Consider the following 19,932-nt stretch of genomic DNA (forward strand, 5'->3'; position numbering starts at 1 on the left):
CCCCAAGACGAACTTCATGACAACCATGACCACAACAGGGGACCATGGGGGTCGTGACAGCCTGCTCGCATCCGTACGACCACGTCAGAGTGGGTATCGCCAGGACCTGGCGCCGTGCTTCGCCGCGCCTGAATGCATCCTACCGGGAGCTCTCCGCTCCCAATCTTGCTCCCACCCGCTTGGGCGTCGCTCGCCACCGCACTCAGCGAGCGATGGGCAGCCCACAGCTGGACGCGCTCTCCCCTTCGACAGCACTGTCAGGACACCATCCAGTACTCTGCTGAACTGCTGAACCATCCCGGTCATTATGGAGGTATTCGTGTCGCCTAGCGTTTTGCTCTACGGTCCAGTCGGCCAGATTGCCAAGCGAGTAACGAGTCGCTGCGGTGTGGATGAAGTGGCAGCCTACACAGTACTTCTGAGCGTATGGTCGGCTGCTATAGCCGATACGGTCTCCATAATCTCGAGGAATAGGCTGCGTCCCCCACTCGTATGGACCGTGCTCGTATCGAACGAAGGTGACTCATCGGTTGCGGCCTTTGAGGCGGTTATGGAGACCCTGAGGGAGACTGAATCGAACGTTCTGGAGGGCATCGTTTATGGTGCCGTGACCACCGTGAAGGCTTACGAGAACCTAATCAGAAAGGCGCTACGTGATAGTCGTAAGTCGGCAAAGACCCACAATGTTTTGTGTACAGGATCGCCAATTGTTGCGCGCGGACGCGAGCCGTTCTCGTTCCAGGTTGGACTCGAAGCATCTGTTCGCTCTTCCTGGGATTATGGTGAGCAGCGGGAAGTGCATCAATCCCCCGATATGCAGGATGGCAAGGCCATGCCTAATGTTGGTGTTCAATGGGCGATAAGCAAGGACGCCTGGCTGCGGAGATTTGATAGGACCTCCGCCGCTACTAGCAGTCGAGTCATGTCGATCCTTGCTGGACCTTCGGACTTCGATCTCAAACATGACGACACCGCAGGTGCTGTTGGTGAAATCGGTCGGGCGTACGAATGGGCTACCGCTCAACAGCGCAATATCACGTTCACGCCTGCGGCGCTAAACAAGTTGAACGCGGCGTATCGCACGATAGAAGACTTGAGCGATAACCCTGATCGGTCATCCTCTATCGAGGGTCCGGAGTTCCATTTCGTTAGATCCTTCGAGCATCTGCTGCGCATTGCGACATCTCTGGCTGCAGCAGACCGATCGATGGTTGTGCGCTGTGCTCACGTGGTTGCAGCATGGTCTTTCGTTCGCAGGTCTATTTGGGACACGGTAGAGCTACTTGAAGCCAAAGGCAGCACCAATGAAGCGATAGCGTCAGCGCGCAACAAATCGTCTTTGATCGAGGAAATTTTTGAAATTGCGGAAGAGAATGATTACGTCACTTCCGTTTGCGGCGATGCCCCTGAGATCGTCGCGCGATCGGGTTCGCGACGCGATCGACGCATTGTCCGTGTTCAACGCAAGGAGGGGGGGACCTCACCGGACCTTGCCACTACTGATGGCGGCAATGCCACTAAACGGATCGAGCCGCGGCGGATGCTCCCCGGCGGCACCGCAGAGGATGCCGCACGTCAGGCCAACGGCTTGGTGGACCCCACTGTGAGGGAAGCCCGGACGGTGTTCACTTCACCCACAGGTGCGCTGAACCGGTGGTGGGACCAAGACCCCGCAGAACGGTTCTGGATGGAGATCACTGACCGCCCCGACCTCGGCAGCAACCTGCAGGCACTGCAGCGCAACGGTACTGGCGGGGAGTTCTGGTCCTACTCACTGGTCACTGCGATCAAGCCTGGTGACGTGGTCCTGCACTGGCACAAGAGCCTGCACGGCCAGCCCGGCATCGTCGGACACTCCATCGCCGCCGATGGTCCCTACGACGACCAGCTGATCTGGGACGCCCGTGGCACCTACGGCCAGCAACGCCCCGTCAACACTCACCCCCAACCGGCCTGGCGGTATGAGCTGACCTGGTACACCCCGCTGCACACCCCGATCGGTCAAAAGGCTCTCCGCCCTCTCGAAGACCAGCTTCATGCAATCAAGTGCGACCTGGAAGCACGCATCAATGGGCCGCTGTATTTCCCGTTTGTCTTCTCCCCGAGCCGGCCGCTGCGCACCGCACAGGCGTACCTGGTCAAAGTCCCCGCAGCCATGCTTAACCTGCTCCCCGAACTGGCCAGACTCAACCACTTTGCGCCCGCCGCCAGTACGCCAAGGCGGGTGCCCGCCCGTCTGCGTCGCCCACGCTCGCGGACCGGTGCCGGCTATCTGGCCGACCCAGCCCTGCGCAAAGCCATCGAAGAGCACGCTGTCCGCCGAGCCCGTGACCTCTACCCGGACCATGACATCACCGACGTCGGTGCCATCTGCTCCTACGACCTGCGGGCCGTCAAAGGCGACGAAGAGATCCACATCGAGGTCAAAGGTTCCACTGGTACCGCCGACGCGGTCGAACTCACCACCAACGAGGTCACTCACGCCCGGACCACTGCCCGCACCGACCTGGTGGTCGTCGACCAGATCACCTGGCAACGCCAATCCGATGGCACCATCCAAACCAGCGGAGGGCGTTGCCGTCACTGGACCACCTGGCAACCCGATGAGATGGATCTCCGACCGACCCGATACCGCTACACCCTTCCGAACTAGCGGTTCCAGAGGTCATCGCCGAGCGGTCACGTCGCGAGCGCGCTTCGGCGAGCGCGCTTCGGCGAGCGCGCTTGACCCCCATCTATCGGCAAGCACGATCAGGGCGCTGAGCATTCCAGCATGCGGTATCCGTTGTGGTCGACTGGAATCCGCCCCCAATGGTGGGGTTGCTGTACTTCCCGGCTGTACTTTGACGCAGCACTCAACTCAGACAGGCCGGTGAGCTGGCGCGAGCACCTGGTTGGGGCCGTGGGTGAGGGTCGCGCGGCGCTCGAACCGGTCGGAGCGGACCCGGATGAAGGCCAACCGGTCGGCCTGCGTCCGGTCCATACCGTCCTTACGCCAACGTCACCTGTCACGATAGGCGGAAGGTGCCCGAGGCGATCACGTCCAAGAGCTTTTCAATCAAGAGAGTTGTAAGCTCTTGTGTCGTGGTCACCTTCAGAAGCTCGTCGAGTGTGATAACTATCAGACGATGCCCACGAACTTGGGCAAGAGAAGCTTTGTGATAAACCGCAGTTAGTTCGTTTTCATCACCTGTCACTCCATTGGCGGCCACGAGTACGCCAAGCTCAATCCGTCGATTCGCCAGCTTGTCTATAAAGGCACCGACGGTAGGTGAATCTACCGGGTCACTCCAGTTCTTGCACTCGACCAGGAAAAGGTTAGGAAAGCAGCCCATGTCACTGAGCTTACTATTGGCCACAGCTATGTCTATCTCTTCGCTGTGGAATTTGTTGAGGGTGTCCTTCCGCGTCCTAAAACCCGGAACCTGGTCAAGTAGGTAGCAGAACCAGTCTTCGAAGGCACGGCCACGAACGGTTGTGCTGCGCGTCTTATCTATGCTCAAGGCATGGAGGGCACTAATCCTGGAGGTCGAGTATGCCGCCATATCAGATGCGCTCCGTTGCCTTAGCGACTTCCTCGGTAAGCACCTCCGAGAGACTCTTGTGCCCGAGTTGCTCAATCAAATCCTCAAGGGCGAGTCTGAGTACAAGGGGTGTAGTCCTTTTTGCGGGAAAGCGTCGTCCATCAATGCTGTCATAGAGCAACACGCCCAGTTGAGCCCGCCGATCAAGCGTTGCTTCCTGAAGACGTAGTTCAGAATCATGCAGCCTTCGCTCGTTCAGATGTCCTGCCAGCACTTCTATTAGCGCGATCTCGTCTGACTCCCGCGATGGCAACACGGCCATGTCGAAGCCACGATCGGGCATGCTCTTCTCTGGGTTCTCGGCGAATGCCACTCCTGTGGCCCGTATGAGCTCAACAACAAGTTGCTCTACCCTAAAAGAGGGTATGTTTGATCCTTCTTTTTGGCGCAGCGACTTAAGTAGACGTATGTATCGCTTGAAATCAACGGGAGGGCTGATCTGTGCGGGCGCTGTTGCAGTATCCTGCCGACGTTCTGCAAGGTTGGCCGTAAACGCCCAAAGATGCAGCCGAAGACTGTCTACATCACTTAGCTGGCATGGAATTACTACAAGCTGACTAGGAACAGATGGAGCCCGGAGAGGTGGGGGCACGATCAGGCAGGCTGGGATTCTCCGTTCAACAGCCCTGCCCAACTGCAGCATTACTTCAAGGTTGGTTAGAGCAGTGACATTTTCGAGATCCAGGTCTGCTGTGGCAATGAATTGAGTGATATCAGACGGAGGGTCGAGATACCCTATAACGAGATCGGGCTGTTGTATATCCAGAGCGCGGTCCGCTACCACCTTATCCATGACCAAAAGTTCCTGGATATCAATCTCTCGGCAGATATCGATAAGGGGTCCTAGGTCAGGATTTCCTGCCTTAATCAACGTGGCAACAAGCATCAGCTAAGTACTGCCTTCACAAGACCGAGGGTGGTGGACGTATCGGACAGCACACTAGCTTGCCTAGGTCCCCTGAACCAGCAGCACGGGGGTTAGGTGGATCATTGAAGCGATCGTTCGGGCAACGCGCGTGGACAGCTCGAGGCCTAAGCGTAGGGGCTCCGGACGGGATGACCGACCGGAGCCCCTATGTGCCCTTTTGGTTAGACGTCCAGGTAGTGGAACGTGGGCTTGGGATGCATCAGGAAGTCATGGTGCGAGATGTCCAGGCGTAGGCGCCCGCCATCGAGAAGGCGACGAGGTCCCCGACGGCATGCTCTCGGTAAGCCGTGACCAGAGTGTTTCATCCGGTTTGGGGGATCACCGGCGAAGCTGTGCAGCCGGGGCTGACCGCTCCGGCGGCTGCGCTGCAGGCTCGTCGCGGATCAGGCTGGCGGAATGTGCCGTTCTACACAGAGCCGGCTGACGGCCGGGGCTAACCTGAGCCCTCCACCAGTCCGGGTGTCGCGCATGGTTGCTGGGAGGAGTGCTGCGGGTTCGCAGGCGCTGGCGCTGCGGGCTCGGATCGTGATGCTGTGGGCCGAGGGCGCCACGATCGCCCGGGTTGCGGAGAAGGTCGGCGCCTCGCGTAACACGGTGTCGAAGTGGCGGTCGCGGTTCCTGGCGCGATCACGGCCCATTCGCGACAGGTGCCAGACGACGGAATGGGCGTCAGCGCCGTCTGAAGACGCGGTCCGATCTGTCCCAGGGCACCGAACGCCTGCTCATCGGCATGCGAGGAGGATTCGGTGGGTCTGTCCAGTTACGGCTCTGTCGCTCTGCCGTTGGTAGCAGAGGACGGCGGTCTGTCGCGCTCAGGCGAGATCAAGGTCGATGGGCTTGTCAATGTGGTGTTCTCGGGCCTGCCCGGCCTGGTCACTTACGGTGTTGCGGATGAGGGTGAGCGGCTACACCGGTAGCCAGAACCTCCTCCATCGCTACATCAAGACTGCAGGTCAGACAGGGGCGCGCCTGGCAGGATTCGAACCCGCGACCGTCGGACTAGAAGGTCGATGCGTCAATGCTCCAGATCGCGGGCGAAGTCGCGGCGCGCCGGTCGTGAAGTTGGTGCTTGGCCTTCGGGTCGTCCAGTATGAAGCACGATCAACTTTAGGAGATGTCATCCAGTAAAACATTCTTTTGATTGCTCGCGTGTGCGGGTCAGGCGCGTTGCGATGCAGAGCTCCGATCAGGGGCGGCAGCTAGGCGGCGGAGATCGTGATGCCGTCATGGTCTCGCCGGTTCTCGCCGCGCGGAGCAAGTAATAGGCAACGTTCATTTGTGTAGTTGGACCGGGCGCGGTCTAGCCAGGGCAGAGGGGATCGGGCGCGATCCCCGCGGGGGGTGGGGCATACGGTCGAGATCGGCAAGTCGGTGTCGGGGTCCGGGGGGCCGCGGAGGCGGCGTTCGGTTCGGTCGCAGCAGCGGAGTCGGTCGGTGAGGATCGCGCTGTCGGAGCAGGAGTACGCGGTTTTGGCGGCTGCGGCGGCGAACGAGGGGTTGGCGCTGGGGGCGTTCGCCGCGCAGGCGAGTTTGGCGGCGGCGCAGGGACGAGTGGTTGCGGAGTACGCCGTGGTGCGTGAGGCGCTGGCGGCGGTGTTGTTCGCTGCCGGGCAGGTGCAGCGGGTCGGCGTGAATCTCAATCAGGCTGTTGCGGCGTTGAATTCCGGTGAGCTGGTCGAGCAGCTTCGGTGGTACGCGCAGGCGGCGGTGCGCAGCGTTGACCAACTTGATGAGTTGGCTCAGGAGTTGCGGCATCGGCTCCCTTGAGCGGTCGGCCGGGGGCCGTGGGTGATTGGGAAGATTCGTCGTGGAGAGCGTGTCATGGGGCTGCTGCGCTACCTGTACGGTCCTGGCCGGCACGAGGAGCATCGCGATCCGCATGTGGTGGCGGGTTTCCGGAGCGCGCCGGAGTTGGAGCCGGGTGTGCGGGCGGATGGGAGCCGGGATTTCCGGCGTTTGGACGCGCTGTTCACGCAGCCGCTGGCTCTGTTGGGGGAGCGGAACTATCGGCAACCGGTGTGGCATCTTCCGTTGAGGGCGGCGCCTGAGGACCCGGTCATGTCCGATCAGCAGTGGGCTCGGATCGCTCATGAGGTGATGGACCGGGTCGGGCTTGCTCCGGCTGGGGACTTCGGCGCGGTCCGGTGGGTGGCGGTCCGGCATGCTGCCGACCATGTCCACATCGTGGCGACCTTGGCGCGCCAGGACGGTGGTCGGCCCGATGTGTGGAACGACGGCTACCGCGTCCGGGACGCTTGCCGCGCCATCGAGCGGCAGTACGGGCTGCGGCGGACGGCTCCGGCGGACCGGACGGCGGCGCGGCGGCCGAGCCGGGGCGAGATCGAGAAAGCCGTCCGCCACGGCCGGCCGCTACCGTCCCGCACGCTTCTGCGCCGCAAGGTCCAGACGGCGGCGGCCGGGGCGAGCAGCGAGGCGGAGTTCTTTAGGCAGCTGCGTGATGAGGGTGTCCTGGTCCGCCAGCGTTTCAGCGAGCGGACGGCCGGCGAGATGACCGGCTACGCTGTCGCCCTCCCTGACGATCTGAACAGCGATGGGCGGCCTGTGTGGTTCGGCGGAGGGAAGCTCGCTGCCGACCTCACTCTGCCCAAGCTTCGCCGCCGGTGGACGGGGGCGGACGGGTCCGTCCACGCGTCGTCTCCGCTCCGTCCGCTGGACGGACGGCATCTCTCCGAGCGGACGAGACGAGCCGTGCTGCGGACGGCCGTCCGCCGCGCGGCGGACGAGTCGGCGACGACCAACGAGTTCCTCGACCGGCTTCGGGGTGAGGGGCTCCTGGTCAAGCTGCGCTACAGCCAGACCGTTGACGGGCAGATCACTGGCTACGCCGTCGCTTTCGCTGCTGAACACGATGGTCATGAGCCGACGTGGTATCCCGGCAGCCGTCTTGCCGATGACCTGTCACTGTCCCGTCTCCGCCAGCGTTGGGCCTCTCCTGCCGCGTACCGCCAGTCGGCTGCTGGCCAGGATGAGTTGACACCGGAGGAGCGCCAGGCGTTCTACGACGATGCGGCCCGGGCCGCTGCCTTCGCCACCGCCCAGATCCGGCGGCACCTTGTCACCAACCCGCACGCTGCGCAGGACGCCTGCTGGGCGGCCTCCGATGCCCTTCACGTGGCAGCCCGAGTCACCGGCAACCGTCACCTCCACCGCGCCGCCGATGCCTACGACCGCGCGGCCCGCGCCCCCTGCGGCCGTATCCCCACCCCGACTCCGGCAGGCAACGCGCTGCGCACCACAGCCCGCCTGCTCGCGCTCACCGGCACGGCGAAGGACCGAACGGTGGTGTCGACGATGCTGCTCGTCGCCAACTTCATCAGCCTGCTCGACACCATCGCTCAGCTGCACAGCCTCCAGGAACGTCACGCCCAGGCCGACGCGGCTCGAAGAGCCGCCGCGCACACGCGAGAAGCACGCCCAGCGGGCGGCGCTCCCTCACCTCCGCCGGCTGGCCCGAGCGCGCAAGCGCGCCTGGCCATGGCCGCCTTCCCGACCGCGTGGGCTCCGCTGCCGCAGGATGCACAAAGCAGATCAGCGCCGTCGGCTCCTACGGGCCCAGCGCGCTCCGGTCGTCGACGTCCGTGATCGAACGGCTCTTCATCACGCGGCCTGCCGGCACTCGCCGCACGGAGGGACTCCTCTCGCCAGTCGCTCATTTCCGCTCTTCGAGCTGGCGGAAGGCACGCTCGAAGGCTTCTGGGTCGGCGGTGTGGAGCAGGTCCATCAACCCGTCCAGGTCGGACGCCGAGATCAGGACGCGCCCCGTCGCCCTCCAGATCCCTTCTCGATCCAGCGTGATCGACCATTCAGGGAAGAGATACTGCAGTAGCAGCAACGTGACTCGCATAGTTTCCTCACAGGAGCGTGGTCTCCGGCTCTTTGTGTCGGGGGCACATCGCGACGTCAGGGCAGCTTCGCCCAGACGACCTTGCCGCCGCCGGTGAGGCGCTTGACTCCCCACTCGTGGACGAGCTCCGCCATGAGCTGGAGGCCGCGGCCGGAAGTGGCGTTGTAGTTCTGGGGCTGGACGGTGGCGTGGCCCGTACCGGTGTCCGATACCTCGATCACCGGTCGCCCATCGTCCGGGTCGAGGAAGAGCCGAACCACGATCGGACCTTCGCCGTGCTTGTAGGCATTCGTGGCCAACTCGCAGACCACGAGACGGCCCGTGTAATCGTCGGTGATGCCCCAGCGGGCGAACTGTTCAGCGAGGAACCGGCGTGCGCGGCGCGGCGCCTGATCGGTGGAATCGAGGACGATCGTCGGGACTTCAGTAGTTTGCGGTGCTGCGGACATCGGCACGACCTTCGCTAGCCAGTGACGGGTTCGAGTAACTCCCTGCACACCTTCAACTCCGCCGCGTAGCGTTACCACCGAAGCGCCCCAGCACATACGTGGCGCTGTCGATCGCTGGTAGGTGGGTTCCCCTCGCTCACGTGGAGGCGAAGCAGTGGCCGCACGCAAACCGACATCCAAGACCGTCGCCTTCGGCGCAGAGGTCACGCGCCTCCGCGAGGAAGCGGGACTCAACAGGACGGAACTCGCCGCACGCACGGCGGTTACGCGGAGCTACATCTCGCAGGTCGAGTCCGGGCGCACCAAGTGCCGCAGGGACTTCGCCGAACGGATGGACAAGGGGCTGGACTCGGGTACGGCCCTGGTCGATGCATGGGACGAACTCCTGCGTTCCAGCAGCTACCCGAAGTTCTTCGCAGACTTTCCCCGCGCCGAGGCGTCCGCCGACTCGCTGCGGGCGTTCGAGACCAGGATCGTCTACGGGCTCCTCCAGACCGAGCCATACGCCAGAGTGATCCTCGGCAACGATGAAGCCGTCCTCGACCGGCTGCGGCGCCAGAGCGTCCTCACCAAGCCGAACGCCCCCACCGTGTTCGTTGTGATGGACGAGTCCGTCCTTCTCCGTGAGGTCGGGTCGCCAGAGATCATGCGCGAGCAGTTGGAGCATCTGATCGAGATGTCGGAGTGTGAGAACGTCACGATTCAGATCGCTCCGATCGGCTACCAGCGAGATGCTCGGGCAGCCTTCACCATTGCCACGCAACCCGACCGCAGCGAGGTCGTGTACATCGAGAGCAGTGTCGGCGGAGAGACCAGCGTGGAGCCGAAAGACCTCACGATCGCCAGCGAGATCTTCAGTAGGCTTCAAGCGGAGGCGCTTTCGCCGAAGGCGTCGGTCGAGCTGATGCGGAAGGTTGTGAGGGAGCGATGGATGTGACCTGGCGCAAGTCGTCGCGCAGCGGTGAGGCCGGAGACAACTGCGTCGAACTGGCCGACCTCGGCGAGGCCGTGGGCATCCGCGACAGCAAAGACCCAGCCGGCGCCAAGTTCACCCTGCGCCGCGACGAGTTCGTGAGCCTCCTGGCGATCCTGAAGCGCTAACGCCCGGACATGGCACCGATGAAGGCCCTGCCCGGGAGGGACCGGGGGCTTCCTCGCGTGGACGGCCGCCAAGCCAGGACCACCCTTACAACATCAACTCTGCGCGATGCTGCTGAACCCAGTGATGGGCGGCTTGCACCTCGTCGATGGCGCCACCCTGACAAAGACGGATCATCGCCGGGTCGCCAGCTTCGGCAGCGGCCGCGATGCCACGCCAGCAGCGGTCCTGCCACCACAAGATCACATCCACCAGCTCGCTCCGATCGGCCAGTCCATAGGCATCGCAGATCAACCGCGCTCGCCGAGCCGCTGCCGCGACATCGACGATGCCGGGTCCAAGCCCCAGGTACTGCCAGCACACGTGCGCGACATCATGGACCCGCCGCCCTGGGGCGGCCAGGTCCCAATCGATGAAGGCCACCGGACGCATCCCCGCACCCGAATCCCGGTACACCGTGTTCTTCGGCGACAAGTCGTTGTGGCACACCACCTCACCATCGCCGGCCAGGTCCGTCGTGGCCGTCAGGTCGTGAAACTCCCGGACCAACTCGGCGACCCGCCTCAAGCTCTCGTCGCTGTCGACCCGGATGGTCTGGACCGGTTCCCAAGCCACGTGGCCATCGAGGAAATTCAGCACTTCCCGCCCTTGTCCATCGATCCCCAGAAACCGAGGGGCGCCTTCCCAGCCGGCCTGCTCCAACAACCCCAGCAGCCGGTGCGCGAACTCCGCACGAGCAGCAGGCCGTCGGCGCACCGTGTCGCCCACACGGACGCTCCCACTCACGAACCCGCCAGGCAGCGAGAACTCAGACACCGCACCAGTCCTCCGCATGCCGCGACCGCTTCCTCGCAATGGAACGTGCCCCTTTTCGCTACCACGGCCCTCGCCGACGTCACCCCCACCGCCGAACTGCACGGTGGACTGGAGGCCTGATAGATCGGCTGGCCTGGTTGAACACGGGGAGAGGGCACGCTGGCGGGTTCCGGGTCTTCTGGTCCTGTGTGAACCGTCCGGGTGCCGGGGGAGACGGCCGAGTTCGCTAACGAACGGCTAACTAACGATCAAGAGGCCGGTTCTCCGTGGTGGAGAAACGGCCTCTGAGCTGGTACTTCTTGTCGGGACGGCGGGATTTGAACCCACGACCCCTTGACCCCCAGTCAAGTGCGCTGCCAAACTGCGCTACGTCCCGGTGCCCGTTTGAGCGGGCGTGATTACTGTAGCGCAGTCTGCGGGGTCGTGCGTACCGAGATACGGGGGCGCGGATCTCTGGTAGGCAGGCCTGATGGTGCGTTTGCGGGCGGTGCTGGCCGGGGTCTTGGGCCTGGGGCTGGTGTGCGGGTGCGGGGACGGTGGAGGGGCTCGGGCGGTGAGCGGGAGTCCTGAGCCGGAGAGGTCCGTGCCGCGGGTTTCGGAGGCGCCGTCCAAGGCGCCGGTCGTGCGGGTGCCGGTTGGTGTGCGGGCCTCGTACGAGGTGTTCGACCGGGCCGCCGGGCGGGTGGTGGTCGCGCGGGCGACGCGGCGGACGTTCCGGTCGGCCTCGGTGGTGAAGGTCCTCATCGCGCTGGACTACATGGATCGGCATGAGGTGTCGGCGGCCGATCGGCGGCTGCTGGTGCCGATGCTGCGGTCCAGTGACGACGGGGCCGCCACGGAGTTCTGGCGGCGGGGCGGGCGGAAGCAGATCATCGAGCGCATGGTGCGGAAGATGGGGCTGGAGGACACCGCGCCGCCGCCCGCGGAGAAGCCCGGGTTCTGGGGGTACACGGCGCTCAGTGCGCGGGACGTGGTGCGGATGTACCGGTACCTGCTGGAACGGGCGCCGGAGGGGCAGCGGGAGTTCGTGCTCCAGCAGTTGCGGGCGTCGACGCCCTGCGGGACGGACGGGTTCGACCAGACGTTCGGGATCCCGCGGGCGGTGAAGCGGCCGTGGGCCGTCAAGCAGGGGTGGTCGGGGTTCGGGGAGACGCCGTCGGAGCCGTGCCATGTGCGGCCGGCGGCGTGGCGGCCCGACCTGGGGCTGGGGCGGCCCGTGCTGCACACGACGGGGGTCGTGGGGGACAAGATCGTGGTGGTGCTGACGCTGCATCCGGCGGGGACTCCGTTCGGGACGGCGGCGGCGCGGATCACCTCGCTGACGCGGCAGGTGACGCGGGTGTGACGTGGGTCACACGGCGGGGAACGGGTCCGTTTTGAGACGGTCACCGGAAGTGGTCGGCTTCGGGCGTGAACGGAAAACCCGGGCAAAGATCTAGCCTCTTTGCAGGGACATGGGCGAATAGTCCCTCACTGACGTATGTAGCTTTTTTCTCCCAGGGGCAGGTGACGCCGAACGGGGGACGGGGTTGGCGGAAGCGGAAGGCACGCAGCCCGGGGTGCCCGGCGCGGACGTGGAGGACCTCCGGGGCGCGGCGCGTGACCGGGCCGTGCTGGCGGAGGCGCGGGTCGTGCTGGCCCGGCGTCTCGGCGTCCCGCCGGGCGAGGCCCTGCAGCACCTGATCTGGCTCGCGCGCGATCTGGACATCGACATGGCCGAGGCGGCGTCGCTGCTGGTCAAGGACGGCGGCGCCGGGCCGGTGGGGGCCGTGGTGGCGGGGCGGAGGGCGCCGCGCGCCGAGGAGGTGCCCGCGGAGCGCCAGGCGGTCCTGTCGGAGGCCGAGGACGTCCTGCGCCGGGTGACGGCCGAGGACACCGCGGGGGACGCGGAGATCCTCGCGAGGGTACCCGACGACCCGGCGGCGACGGCGGTGCTGGAGGGGGCGCTCGACTCGGCGGCCCACCTGGTCCCGGTGCGGGGGCCGGACGGCAGCGTGGTCGACTTCCTTTTCGCGGAGCTCAACGGCATCGCCAAGGACATGTTCGGGCGGGGCCGGGAGGAGCTGACCGGACTGCGGCTGCTGCGAACGGACCCGGGGGCGGTGCTCAGCGGCCTGTTCGACGACTACGTCGGGGTGCTGGAGTCCGGGACGCGTTTGGAACGTTCCTCGATCCAGTACTCGACGGCTCAGCGGGGCCTGTCCCGCTCGTCGCGGATGAGTGTGCGATGCGTGCGGGTGCCTACCGGTATCTGTGTGACATGGCGGTACCACCTGGCCGAGGACCGTATCGCGCGGCGGCTGGAGCGGGTCGAGCGGCTCGCGCTGATCGGGTTCGGGGAGTGGGACCTCGCCACCGGGGAGGCGGACTGGACGCCGCAGATGCTGGCCAACTACGGCCTGTCTTCCGACGAGGTGCCGCCGATGCCGCACGACCTGCCGAAGGTCGTGGCCGACGACGACCTGCCGCTGGTCGAGGAGGCCGTCCAGACCATGTTCTCGCGGCGTGAACCGGTCGAGGCGGAGCACCGCGTGATCAGCCATGACGGGACGCCCCGCCATCTGTGGGTGTTCGCCGAGCCCGTGCTCGGCGAGTCCGGCCTGCCCGTCTCGATCAACATCGTGTCGCAGGACATCACCCGGCGGCGCGGGGTGGAGCGCGCGCTGGCCGAGACCCGGCGGCAGATGCTGCGCCAGCAGGCGCGGACGGCCCAGGAGCGGCGCGTGGCGGTGACCCTGCGGCGGGCCATCCTGCCGGACGAGGACGAGGTCGAGCAGCTGCCGGGCCTGTGCACCTCGATCCGCAGCATGGCGGCGGAGAGCACGGCCCGCATCGGGGGCGACTGGTTCGCGACCAAGGCCCTCCAGGACGGGCGGGCGATGTTCGCGATCGGGGACGCTGCCGGGCACGGGCTGCCGGCGGCGGCGGCGATGGCGCGCACCCGGAACGGCCTGCTGGGTCTCGCCTGCACGGGGGAGCGCCCGGGGCGGCTGGTCGGCTGGCTGAACGAGCTGATCGGCGGCATGGACCCGCCGGCGACGGGCACCGCCATCGTCGCCCACTACGACCCGTCCCGGCACGTCCTGGAGTGGACGTGCGCGGGCCATCCGCCGCCGATCCTGGTCCGGGACGGGCGGGCGACCCCGCTGGAGGTGGTCCGCGACCCGATGCTCGGCGCCATGCCCGGCTGGGAGTACACGACGATCACCACTGGACTCACGTCGGGCGACATGCTCTTCCTCTACACCGACGGCCTGGTGGAGCGCCGGGACGCGGACCTGGACGAGCGGATCGTCCGCCTGACCCACATCCTGCGGGACTCCTCCACGCGTCCCGACCGGGTGCTGGACGAGGTGCTGGCGCGGATGGAGCACGACCGGGCGGCGGACGACACCACGCTGTTCGCCCTTTACGTAGAGTGACCGTCCGGGCCTCGCGGTGACGGACGGCACGCCTGGCCAGCGAAGATCACCTAGTGTGACGTGCGCCTCACCCGGCGGGGCGGCCGGGTGGCGGGCCGCCTCGGCGGAGACCGTCCGACGCCCCCTATTCGATCTTCTTTACCTTTTCCCGAAGGCTCGGTAAGGGCGGCGGGCAAGGGGTTGGGCGCCTCTCGAGAAAGATCGGGAAGAGGCGGCGCCGCCCCGGTGTTGGGAGTCTCTTGAGAGGGCTTTGAGCAGGCAAGACTTTACTTTATGCCTGGTTTGCTTTTCTTGAGAAGGTTGGTACCTTCGATCCCGAATCACGCAGCGCGTCCCATGCGTTGCCACCGGCCGCACCATGCGCGGCCGAGGATCGCGGAGCGGTATCCGCACGCGATGCGCGCCAATCGACGCGCGCCCCCTCATCAAGATCTGCCAGAGAGAACATCCGTATACCTGCACCGCTCCCGCGGTGCGAGGCCGAGTCCGTCCGGTCGGTGACCGGAGCGGAGCCGGGGACCCACGTTTCTGGGGTGAATCGGCGCGCCCGAGAGTCGCGCCGTAGGGCTGCTTCCATGCCCGAATCCGTCAGCTAACCCGGTAGGCGCCATGGAAGACAAGGAGATTCCCTGCATGTCCGGTCTTTTCGATCGACTTTCGCTCAACCGCCTCACCCCCGAGGACAAGGCCGTCGGCGTCGCCGTGGGCGCGGTCCTGGCGGGCGCGGTCGGGCTCTCGGTGGTCAACCCCCTCGCCGGCGGCCGCGCGGCCGCCGAGACCTCCGCCCAGGCGGCGGTGGTCTCCGAGCAGGGGACCGCCGCTCACCAGCCCTCCCGGGCCAAGACGGTGAAGGCCGAGAACGCCGTCGCCGAGGCGCGGCGCGAGGGCTTCAAGGTCCCCCCGCACGCGGTCAAGCCCGCCGAAGTGATCAAGCTCGCGGAGTCGCAGGTCGGCGTCCACGAGGGCAAGGGCGGTCAGACCAAGTACCACAAGTGGTACATCTCGACTCCGCACGCGAAGGCCACCGCCAAGCGCGACGGCGGCTTCTCGGTCAAGGAGTACAACGGCGCCCAGTGGTGCAACATGTTCGTCTCCTGGCTCGGCGCCCAGACCGGCGTCAAGAACATGGGCTGGGACGCCTACACCGTCCAGCACGCCAGCTGGTTCAAGCAGACCGACCGCTGGGGCCACAAGGCCAGGCCGGGCGCCGTGGTGTTCTTCGACTGGCAGGACGGCTCCAGGGCCGGCATCGGTGACATCGACCACGTCGGCATCGTCGTCAAGGACAACGGCGACGGCAGCATCACCACCGTCGAGGGCAACACCGACAACGCGGTGCAGAAGAAGGTCCGCGAGAAGTCGCAGGTCGTCGGCTACGGCTACCCCGACTACGCCCGCTGATCCGACGCGTCCCGAGAAGGTGCGCGCCTCGCGAAGGCGCCCGGCCTCCAGGCCGGGCGCCTTCTGGCGTTCCGGGTGTTGTGCCCAAACCCTCCGGTGACGGTGGGTAATGCTAAGCGTTGACAGCCTTTGATCCCTCTTGGACCTCAGTGCGGAGTTCCTGGAAAGGAATCCAGCACGCCGGAGTCTGCGGAGGGGGATGCCCATGGCGGTGCGCCCGGATGTCAGCGTGGTGGTGATCGCCTACAACGACGCCCGCAGGCTTCCGCGGGCGGTGGCCTCGACGCTGGCGCAGTCGCTGGGCGGCGTCGAGACGGTGATCGTCGACGACGCGAGCACCGACGGGACGGGCGAGGCCGCCGACCGGCTCGCCGCGGCCCATCCGGGGCGGGTCCGGACCGTCCACCTGCCGGCCAACTCCGGCGGCTGCGGCCGTCCCCGCAACACCGGGATCGAGGAGTCCACCGGCCGGTACGTGATGTTCCTCGACAGCGACGACCTGCTGGACCGGCACGCCTGCCTCAACCTCCTCGCCGCCGCCGAGGACACCGGCGCCGACGTGGTCTCGGGGCTCTGCGACCGGATCTTCCTCGACCTGCCCGAGGGCGCCAAAGGGCGGATCCGCCCCTGGTACCCGTGGCTCTACCGGCACAGCGCGGTCTACGGGTCGCTGAGCGAGAGACCCGATCTCCTCTACGACACCCTCTCGACCAACAAGGCCTACCGGCGCGGCTTCCTGGAGGAGCACGGCCTGCGGTTCGTCGAGCGGCTGCACTACGAGGACCTGCTGTTCACCGCCGAGGCCTACCTGGAGGCGGGGCGGACCGCCCTGATCCCGCACCGCGTCTACAACTGGCTGGTCAAGGAGCGGACGCGGGCGCCGTCGATCTCCAACCGGCGCGCCGACCTGGCCAACTTCACCGACCGGCTGGAGATCCACCGCCGCATCGACATGCTCTTCGCGTTGCGCGGCGCCTACGACCTGCAGCGGGCCAAGGACGTCAAGTTCGTCAACCACGACCTGGTGCTGTACCTGCGCGACCTGCGCGACCGCGACCCGGCCCACCAGGCGCGCTTCCTCGACCTGGCCGCCGCCTACCTGGATGAGCTGGACCCGCGGGTCTTCGAGCAGGCCAACCCGCTGCCCGCGATCGCCGCGCACCTGATCCGCGAGGGCGATCACGCGGGCGCGCTCGCCGCCGCCGAGTACGACCCCGTGAAGCGCCCCGAGTTGCGCGCCCGCCTGGTGGAGCGGGACGGGCGGGTCTACTGGGGCGCCGGTCGCCCGCGCGGCACGCTCGGCCGCCGCGTCCGAGACGTCACGTCCTTCGGGTTCCACGTGCGGCCCCTCCGGGAGCTGCGCCCGGCGAACACCGTGACGCGGCTGGAGACGCGCGGCGGCCGCGTGCTCATGGCCGGCCACGTGCTGAACCCGCTGGAGCGGATCCCGCGGGATGCCGAGCTGGCCGGGACGCTGGAGTTCCGCGACCGGCGCGGCCGCTCGCGGAAGGGGCGGGTCCGCGCGTCCGTCCGGCACGAGGGCGACCGGCTCACCTGGCGCGCCGAGTTCGACCCCGCCCGCAGGATCCGCCCCCTCGGGTTCATCGACCCCGTCTGGGACGTGCGGCTGCGCATCCGGGTGGACGGCGAGGAGGTGGTCACCCGGCTCGGCGAGGGGCGCGGGTCGCCGTCGCTCGGCGGGGTCTCGCTGCCCGTCCGGCCGCGGCTGACGCGGTTCGCGGGGGACCGGCTCCGCTCCTACGTCACCGAGGGCGGGCACCTGGCGTTCGCCCTGGAGGCGGGGAGCCCGTGGGCGCGGCTCACCCGCGCCGCCGCGCGCCGCGCCGCCCTGTCCCGCCCGGGACGGCTGACCCGGCACCGGCTCCGGGAGCTGGGCCGGGCGGTGCGCCGGACCCTGACCGGCCGGAACACCAAGATCATCGTGTTCAACCGGGTGCTGAGCCGGCTGCCCGTCCGGGCCGGCCTGGCGGTCTTCGAGAGCCAGCTCGGCCGCCACTACTCCGACAACCCCAAGTACATCTACCGGGAACTGCGCAGGTCCGGCCGCCCGGTGACGGCCGTGTGGTCGTACGCCTCGTCCCCCAAGGGGTTCCCCGACGACGCCCGGCTCGTCAAGCGCGGGTCCTGGGCGTACTACCTGGCGCTCGCGCGGGCCCAGTTCTGGATCGACAACCAGGGCTTCCCGGACCGGCTGCGCAAGCGTCCCGAGACCACCTACATCCAGACCTGGCACGGGTCGGCGTTCAAGCTGATGGGGCTGGACCAGCCGCGGATGAAGTCGGGGCCCGCGGGCGACCAGGAGCGGCTGCGGCGGATGGTGGAGCGCTTCGACTGCTTCCTGGTGCGCTCCGGGCACGACACCGAGACGCTCTGCAGCGGCCTCGGCGTGCGCTCCGAGCTGCTCCCGGTGGGGTATCCCCGCAACGACCCCCTGGTCAACGGGGTGGACGGCGACCCGGAGCTGGCCGCCGAGGTCGCGGCCCTGCGCGAGTCGCTCGGCCTGGACGACGGGCGCCGGGCAGTCCTGTACGCGCCCACGTACGTCACCGGGCCGAAGGGGCGTCCCGTCCGGCTCCTCGACCCGCCTGTGGATCCGGGGGTCTTCGCGCGAGAGCTGGGGGAGGAGTGCGTCCTGCTCGTCCGGCCCCACTACCTGTGCCGGGCGAACGTCCCGCCGGGCGCCCGCGCCGTCATGCGGGACGTCGGCGCGGTTCCCGACGTGACGCCGCTCCTGCTGCTGGCGGACGCCCTCGTCACCGACCACTCCTCGATCATGTTCGACTTCGCGCTGCTCGACCGGCCGATCGTGCTGCACCTCCCGGAGGGCAGGGACCTCGCCACCGGCTACTTCGACCTGGAGCGGCACGCTCCGGGGCCGATCACCCGCACCGAGGACGAACTCGTCGCCGCGCTCGCCGGCCTGGACGCGGCCGGGGCCGAGCACGCCGGGCGGCGCCGCGCGTTCGCCGCGCGCTTCGGCGAGCACGAACGCGGCACCGCCGCGAAGACGGTGGTGGACCGCTACTTCCCCGCCGCGCCGAGCAGGAGGGAAACGCCATGACCGCGCCGCGTGACGTCTTCATCGTGTGCAACAACGCCGACGAGATGGGCGGCCTCCAGCGGTGGGCGCACCACATGGCGCGGCTGCTGGCCGGGCGCGGCGACCGCGTCACCCTCGTCGGGATCACGCGGGGGCCGGAGCCGTACCACCACGGCCGCGACGGCTCCTACGCCGTCGAGGTGCTGCACGGGGAGTGGGGCCCGCCCGCCATGGCCTGGCGCCCGCGCAAGGCGCTGCAGCGGCTCGACCCGGCGGCTCGGGCCCGGGACCTGTGGCGGACGGCCGCCCAGCGGCGCGGCGCGGCGCGCCTGTCGGAGCTGTTCGCCGCCGCGCGGCCGGGGGCGGTCGTCATCGTGGCGCAGGTGTGGGCGATGGAGTGGGTGCGGCTCGCCGACACCTCCGGGCTGCGCGTCGTGGGCATGAGCCACGAGTCCTACCAGGCGACCCGGAGGTCGTCGCGGTACCGGCGGGTCAAGGATCTCTACGCCCGCGCGGACCGGATGCTGGTGCTCACCGCCGAGGACGCCGATGCCTGGGCCAGGGACGGCATGACCAACGTGGACCACATCCCGAACGCGCTGCACGTCACGCCCGGCGTGCATCCCACGCTCGACCTGCCGGTCGTCGCCTGCGTCGGCCGCCTGGCCTACGAGAAGGGCGTGGACCTGCTGCTGGAGGTGTGGGAGCGCGTCGCCGGACGGCATCCGGGCTGGCGGCTGCACGTCTACGGCGGCGGTCCGGACGAGGAGGACCTGCGGGCGCGGGCGGACGCCGCCGGGCTGTCCGGCTCCGTCGAGTTCCGGGGCGTGGTCTGCGAGGTCGAGGAGGCGCTCGTCGAGGCGTCGGTGTTCGCGCTGCCCTCGCGGGCCGAGGGCTTCCCGATGTCGGTGCTGGAGGCCATGGCGTACGGGCTGCCCACGGTGGCGTTCGACTGCGCGCCGGGCGTCCGGGCGCTGGTCGAGGACGGCCGGGACGGGCTGCTGGCCCCGCCGGGCGACGTCACCGCGTTCGCCGCCGCGCTCGGCCGGCTCATCGAGGAACCCGAGCTGCGCCGCGCGCTCGGGGCCCGCGCCCGCGTGTCGGTGTCGCGGTTCGGGCCGGACGCCGTCCTCGCCCGGTGGGACCGCCTGTTCGACCTGCTCCACCGCGGGCGTGCGGCCGCCGCGCCGGTTCTCGCGCCGCCCCGGGCCGCGGCCTCCGCCGCGCCCCTCGCCGAGCGGCCGGTCGCCGCTCTGGAGGCGGAACCCGCCCTGGGGGATTCTTTCTAACAACTGTTTGGTAGAGTC

18 protein-coding genes, 1 tRNA gene and 1 riboswitch are annotated in these 19,932 nt (G+C 67.6%); of the genes, 12 read left to right on the forward strand and 7 right to left on the reverse strand.

Annotated elements, in window-relative coordinates; genetic code table 11:
• Positions 1-550: 550 nt before the first annotated feature.
• Entirely contained in the window at positions 551-2,653 is a 2,103-nt protein-coding gene (locus ABD944_RS03945; protein WP_345172440.1) for a protein NO VEIN domain-containing protein, read from the forward strand.
• A 207-nt stretch (positions 2,654-2,860) separates the two neighbouring features.
• Here ABD944_RS03945 and ABD944_RS03950 read toward each other — a convergent pair whose 3' ends face one another.
• The 3 genes from ABD944_RS03950 to ABD944_RS03960 are packed head-to-tail and all read right to left on the reverse strand — an operon-like array spanning position 2,861 to position 4,470.
• The gene (locus ABD944_RS03950) at positions 2,861-2,983 is read right to left on the reverse strand and encodes a hypothetical protein (protein ID WP_345172442.1); all 123 of its coding nucleotides are present in this window, start codon (positions 2,981-2,983) and stop codon (positions 2,861-2,863) included.
• A 25-nt stretch (positions 2,984-3,008) separates the two neighbouring features.
• Positions 3,009-3,545: a restriction endonuclease gene (locus ABD944_RS03955; RefSeq protein ID WP_345172444.1), complete on the reverse strand. Its 537-nt coding sequence runs from the start codon at positions 3,543-3,545 to the stop codon at positions 3,009-3,011.
• Between the two features lies 1 nt (position 3,546).
• Positions 3,547-4,470, reverse strand: a complete 924-nt coding sequence (locus tag ABD944_RS03960) for a hypothetical protein (RefSeq protein ID WP_345172446.1) — start codon at positions 4,468-4,470, stop codon at positions 3,547-3,549.
• A gap of 510 nt (positions 4,471-4,980) precedes the next feature.
• On the opposite strand from ABD944_RS03960, the gene ABD944_RS03965 reads away from it, so the two are divergent.
• From ABD944_RS03965 to ABD944_RS03980, 4 genes are all read left to right on the forward strand, one after another.
• Positions 4,981-5,301: a helix-turn-helix domain-containing protein gene (locus ABD944_RS03965; RefSeq protein ID WP_345172448.1), complete on the forward strand. Its 321-nt coding sequence runs from the start codon at positions 4,981-4,983 to the stop codon at positions 5,299-5,301.
• Positions 5,259-5,429 (forward strand): hypothetical protein, encoded by a 171-nt coding sequence (locus ABD944_RS03970; RefSeq protein ID WP_200842419.1) that lies wholly within the window; start codon positions 5,259-5,261, stop codon positions 5,427-5,429. The genes ABD944_RS03965 and ABD944_RS03970 overlap by 43 nt, the downstream gene beginning before the upstream one ends.
• Before the next feature lie 517 nt (positions 5,430-5,946).
• A complete protein-coding gene (locus tag ABD944_RS03975) occupies positions 5,947-6,279 on the forward strand; it encodes a hypothetical protein (RefSeq protein ID WP_345172450.1) in 333 nt (110 codons plus the stop codon).
• Positions 6,280-6,333: 54 nt separating this feature from the next.
• Positions 6,334-8,115, forward strand: coding sequence for a relaxase/mobilization nuclease domain-containing protein (locus tag ABD944_RS03980; protein ID WP_345172452.1), 1,782 nt, complete (start codon positions 6,334-6,336; stop codon positions 8,113-8,115).
• Between the two features lie 67 nt (positions 8,116-8,182).
• On the opposite strand, the gene ABD944_RS03985 is transcribed toward ABD944_RS03980, so the two are convergent.
• Positions 8,183-8,377, reverse strand: coding sequence for a hypothetical protein (locus ABD944_RS03985; protein WP_345172454.1), 195 nt, complete (start codon positions 8,375-8,377; stop codon positions 8,183-8,185).
• A gap of 56 nt (positions 8,378-8,433) precedes the next feature.
• On the reverse strand, positions 8,434-8,826 hold the full coding sequence (locus tag ABD944_RS03990; protein ID WP_345172456.1) for an ATP-binding protein: 393 nt from the start codon (positions 8,824-8,826) through the stop codon (positions 8,434-8,436).
• A 154-nt stretch (positions 8,827-8,980) separates the two neighbouring features.
• On the opposite strand from ABD944_RS03990, the gene ABD944_RS03995 reads away from it, so the two are divergent.
• The gene (locus ABD944_RS03995) at positions 8,981-9,763 is read left to right on the forward strand and encodes a helix-turn-helix domain-containing protein (protein WP_345172458.1); all 783 of its coding nucleotides are present in this window, start codon (positions 8,981-8,983) and stop codon (positions 9,761-9,763) included.
• Positions 9,754-9,927, forward strand: coding sequence for a DUF397 domain-containing protein (locus ABD944_RS04000; RefSeq protein ID WP_345172460.1), 174 nt, complete (start codon positions 9,754-9,756; stop codon positions 9,925-9,927). Before ABD944_RS03995 ends, ABD944_RS04000 begins: the two co-directional genes overlap by 10 nt.
• A gap of 85 nt (positions 9,928-10,012) precedes the next feature.
• Here ABD944_RS04000 and ABD944_RS04005 read toward each other — a convergent pair whose 3' ends face one another.
• Together ABD944_RS04005 and ABD944_RS04010 are read right to left on the reverse strand one after the other, a co-directional pair.
• Positions 10,013-10,693: a phosphotransferase gene (locus ABD944_RS04005; RefSeq protein WP_345172462.1), complete on the reverse strand. Its 681-nt coding sequence runs from the start codon at positions 10,691-10,693 to the stop codon at positions 10,013-10,015.
• Between the two features lie 350 nt (positions 10,694-11,043).
• A tRNA-Pro gene (locus tag ABD944_RS04010) sits at positions 11,044-11,117 on the reverse strand.
• 207 nt (positions 11,118-11,324) lie between these two features.
• Here ABD944_RS04010 and ABD944_RS04015 point away from each other — a divergent pair.
• From ABD944_RS04015 to ABD944_RS04035, 5 genes are all read left to right on the forward strand, one after another.
• On the forward strand, positions 11,325-12,086 hold the full coding sequence (locus ABD944_RS04015) for a hypothetical protein (protein WP_345172464.1): 762 nt from the start codon (positions 11,325-11,327) through the stop codon (positions 12,084-12,086).
• A gap of 184 nt (positions 12,087-12,270) precedes the next feature.
• A complete protein-coding gene (locus tag ABD944_RS04020; RefSeq protein ID WP_345172466.1) occupies positions 12,271-14,163 on the forward strand; it encodes a PP2C family protein-serine/threonine phosphatase in 1,893 nt (630 codons plus the stop codon).
• A 468-nt stretch (positions 14,164-14,631) separates the two neighbouring features.
• Positions 14,632-14,784, forward strand: a riboswitch (cyclic di-AMP (ydaO/yuaA leader).
• 12 nt (positions 14,785-14,796) lie between these two features.
• Positions 14,797-15,564 (forward strand): CHAP domain-containing protein, encoded by a 768-nt coding sequence (locus ABD944_RS04025; protein WP_345172468.1) that lies wholly within the window; start codon positions 14,797-14,799, stop codon positions 15,562-15,564.
• A 205-nt stretch (positions 15,565-15,769) separates the two neighbouring features.
• On the forward strand, positions 15,770-18,646 hold the full coding sequence (locus tag ABD944_RS04030; RefSeq protein ID WP_345172470.1) for a bifunctional glycosyltransferase/CDP-glycerol:glycerophosphate glycerophosphotransferase: 2,877 nt from the start codon (positions 15,770-15,772) through the stop codon (positions 18,644-18,646).
• Positions 18,643-19,914: a glycosyltransferase gene (locus tag ABD944_RS04035; RefSeq protein WP_345172472.1), complete on the forward strand. Its 1,272-nt coding sequence runs from the start codon at positions 18,643-18,645 to the stop codon at positions 19,912-19,914. The genes ABD944_RS04030 and ABD944_RS04035 overlap by 4 nt, the downstream gene beginning before the upstream one ends.
• The last annotated feature ends 18 nt before the right edge of the window (positions 19,915-19,932 follow it).

Origin of the sequence: Actinomadura verrucosospora (assembly GCF_039540335.1) — a bacterium.
GTDB classification, from domain to species: domain Bacteria; phylum Actinomycetota; class Actinomycetes; order Streptosporangiales; family Streptosporangiaceae; genus Spirillospora; species Spirillospora verrucosospora.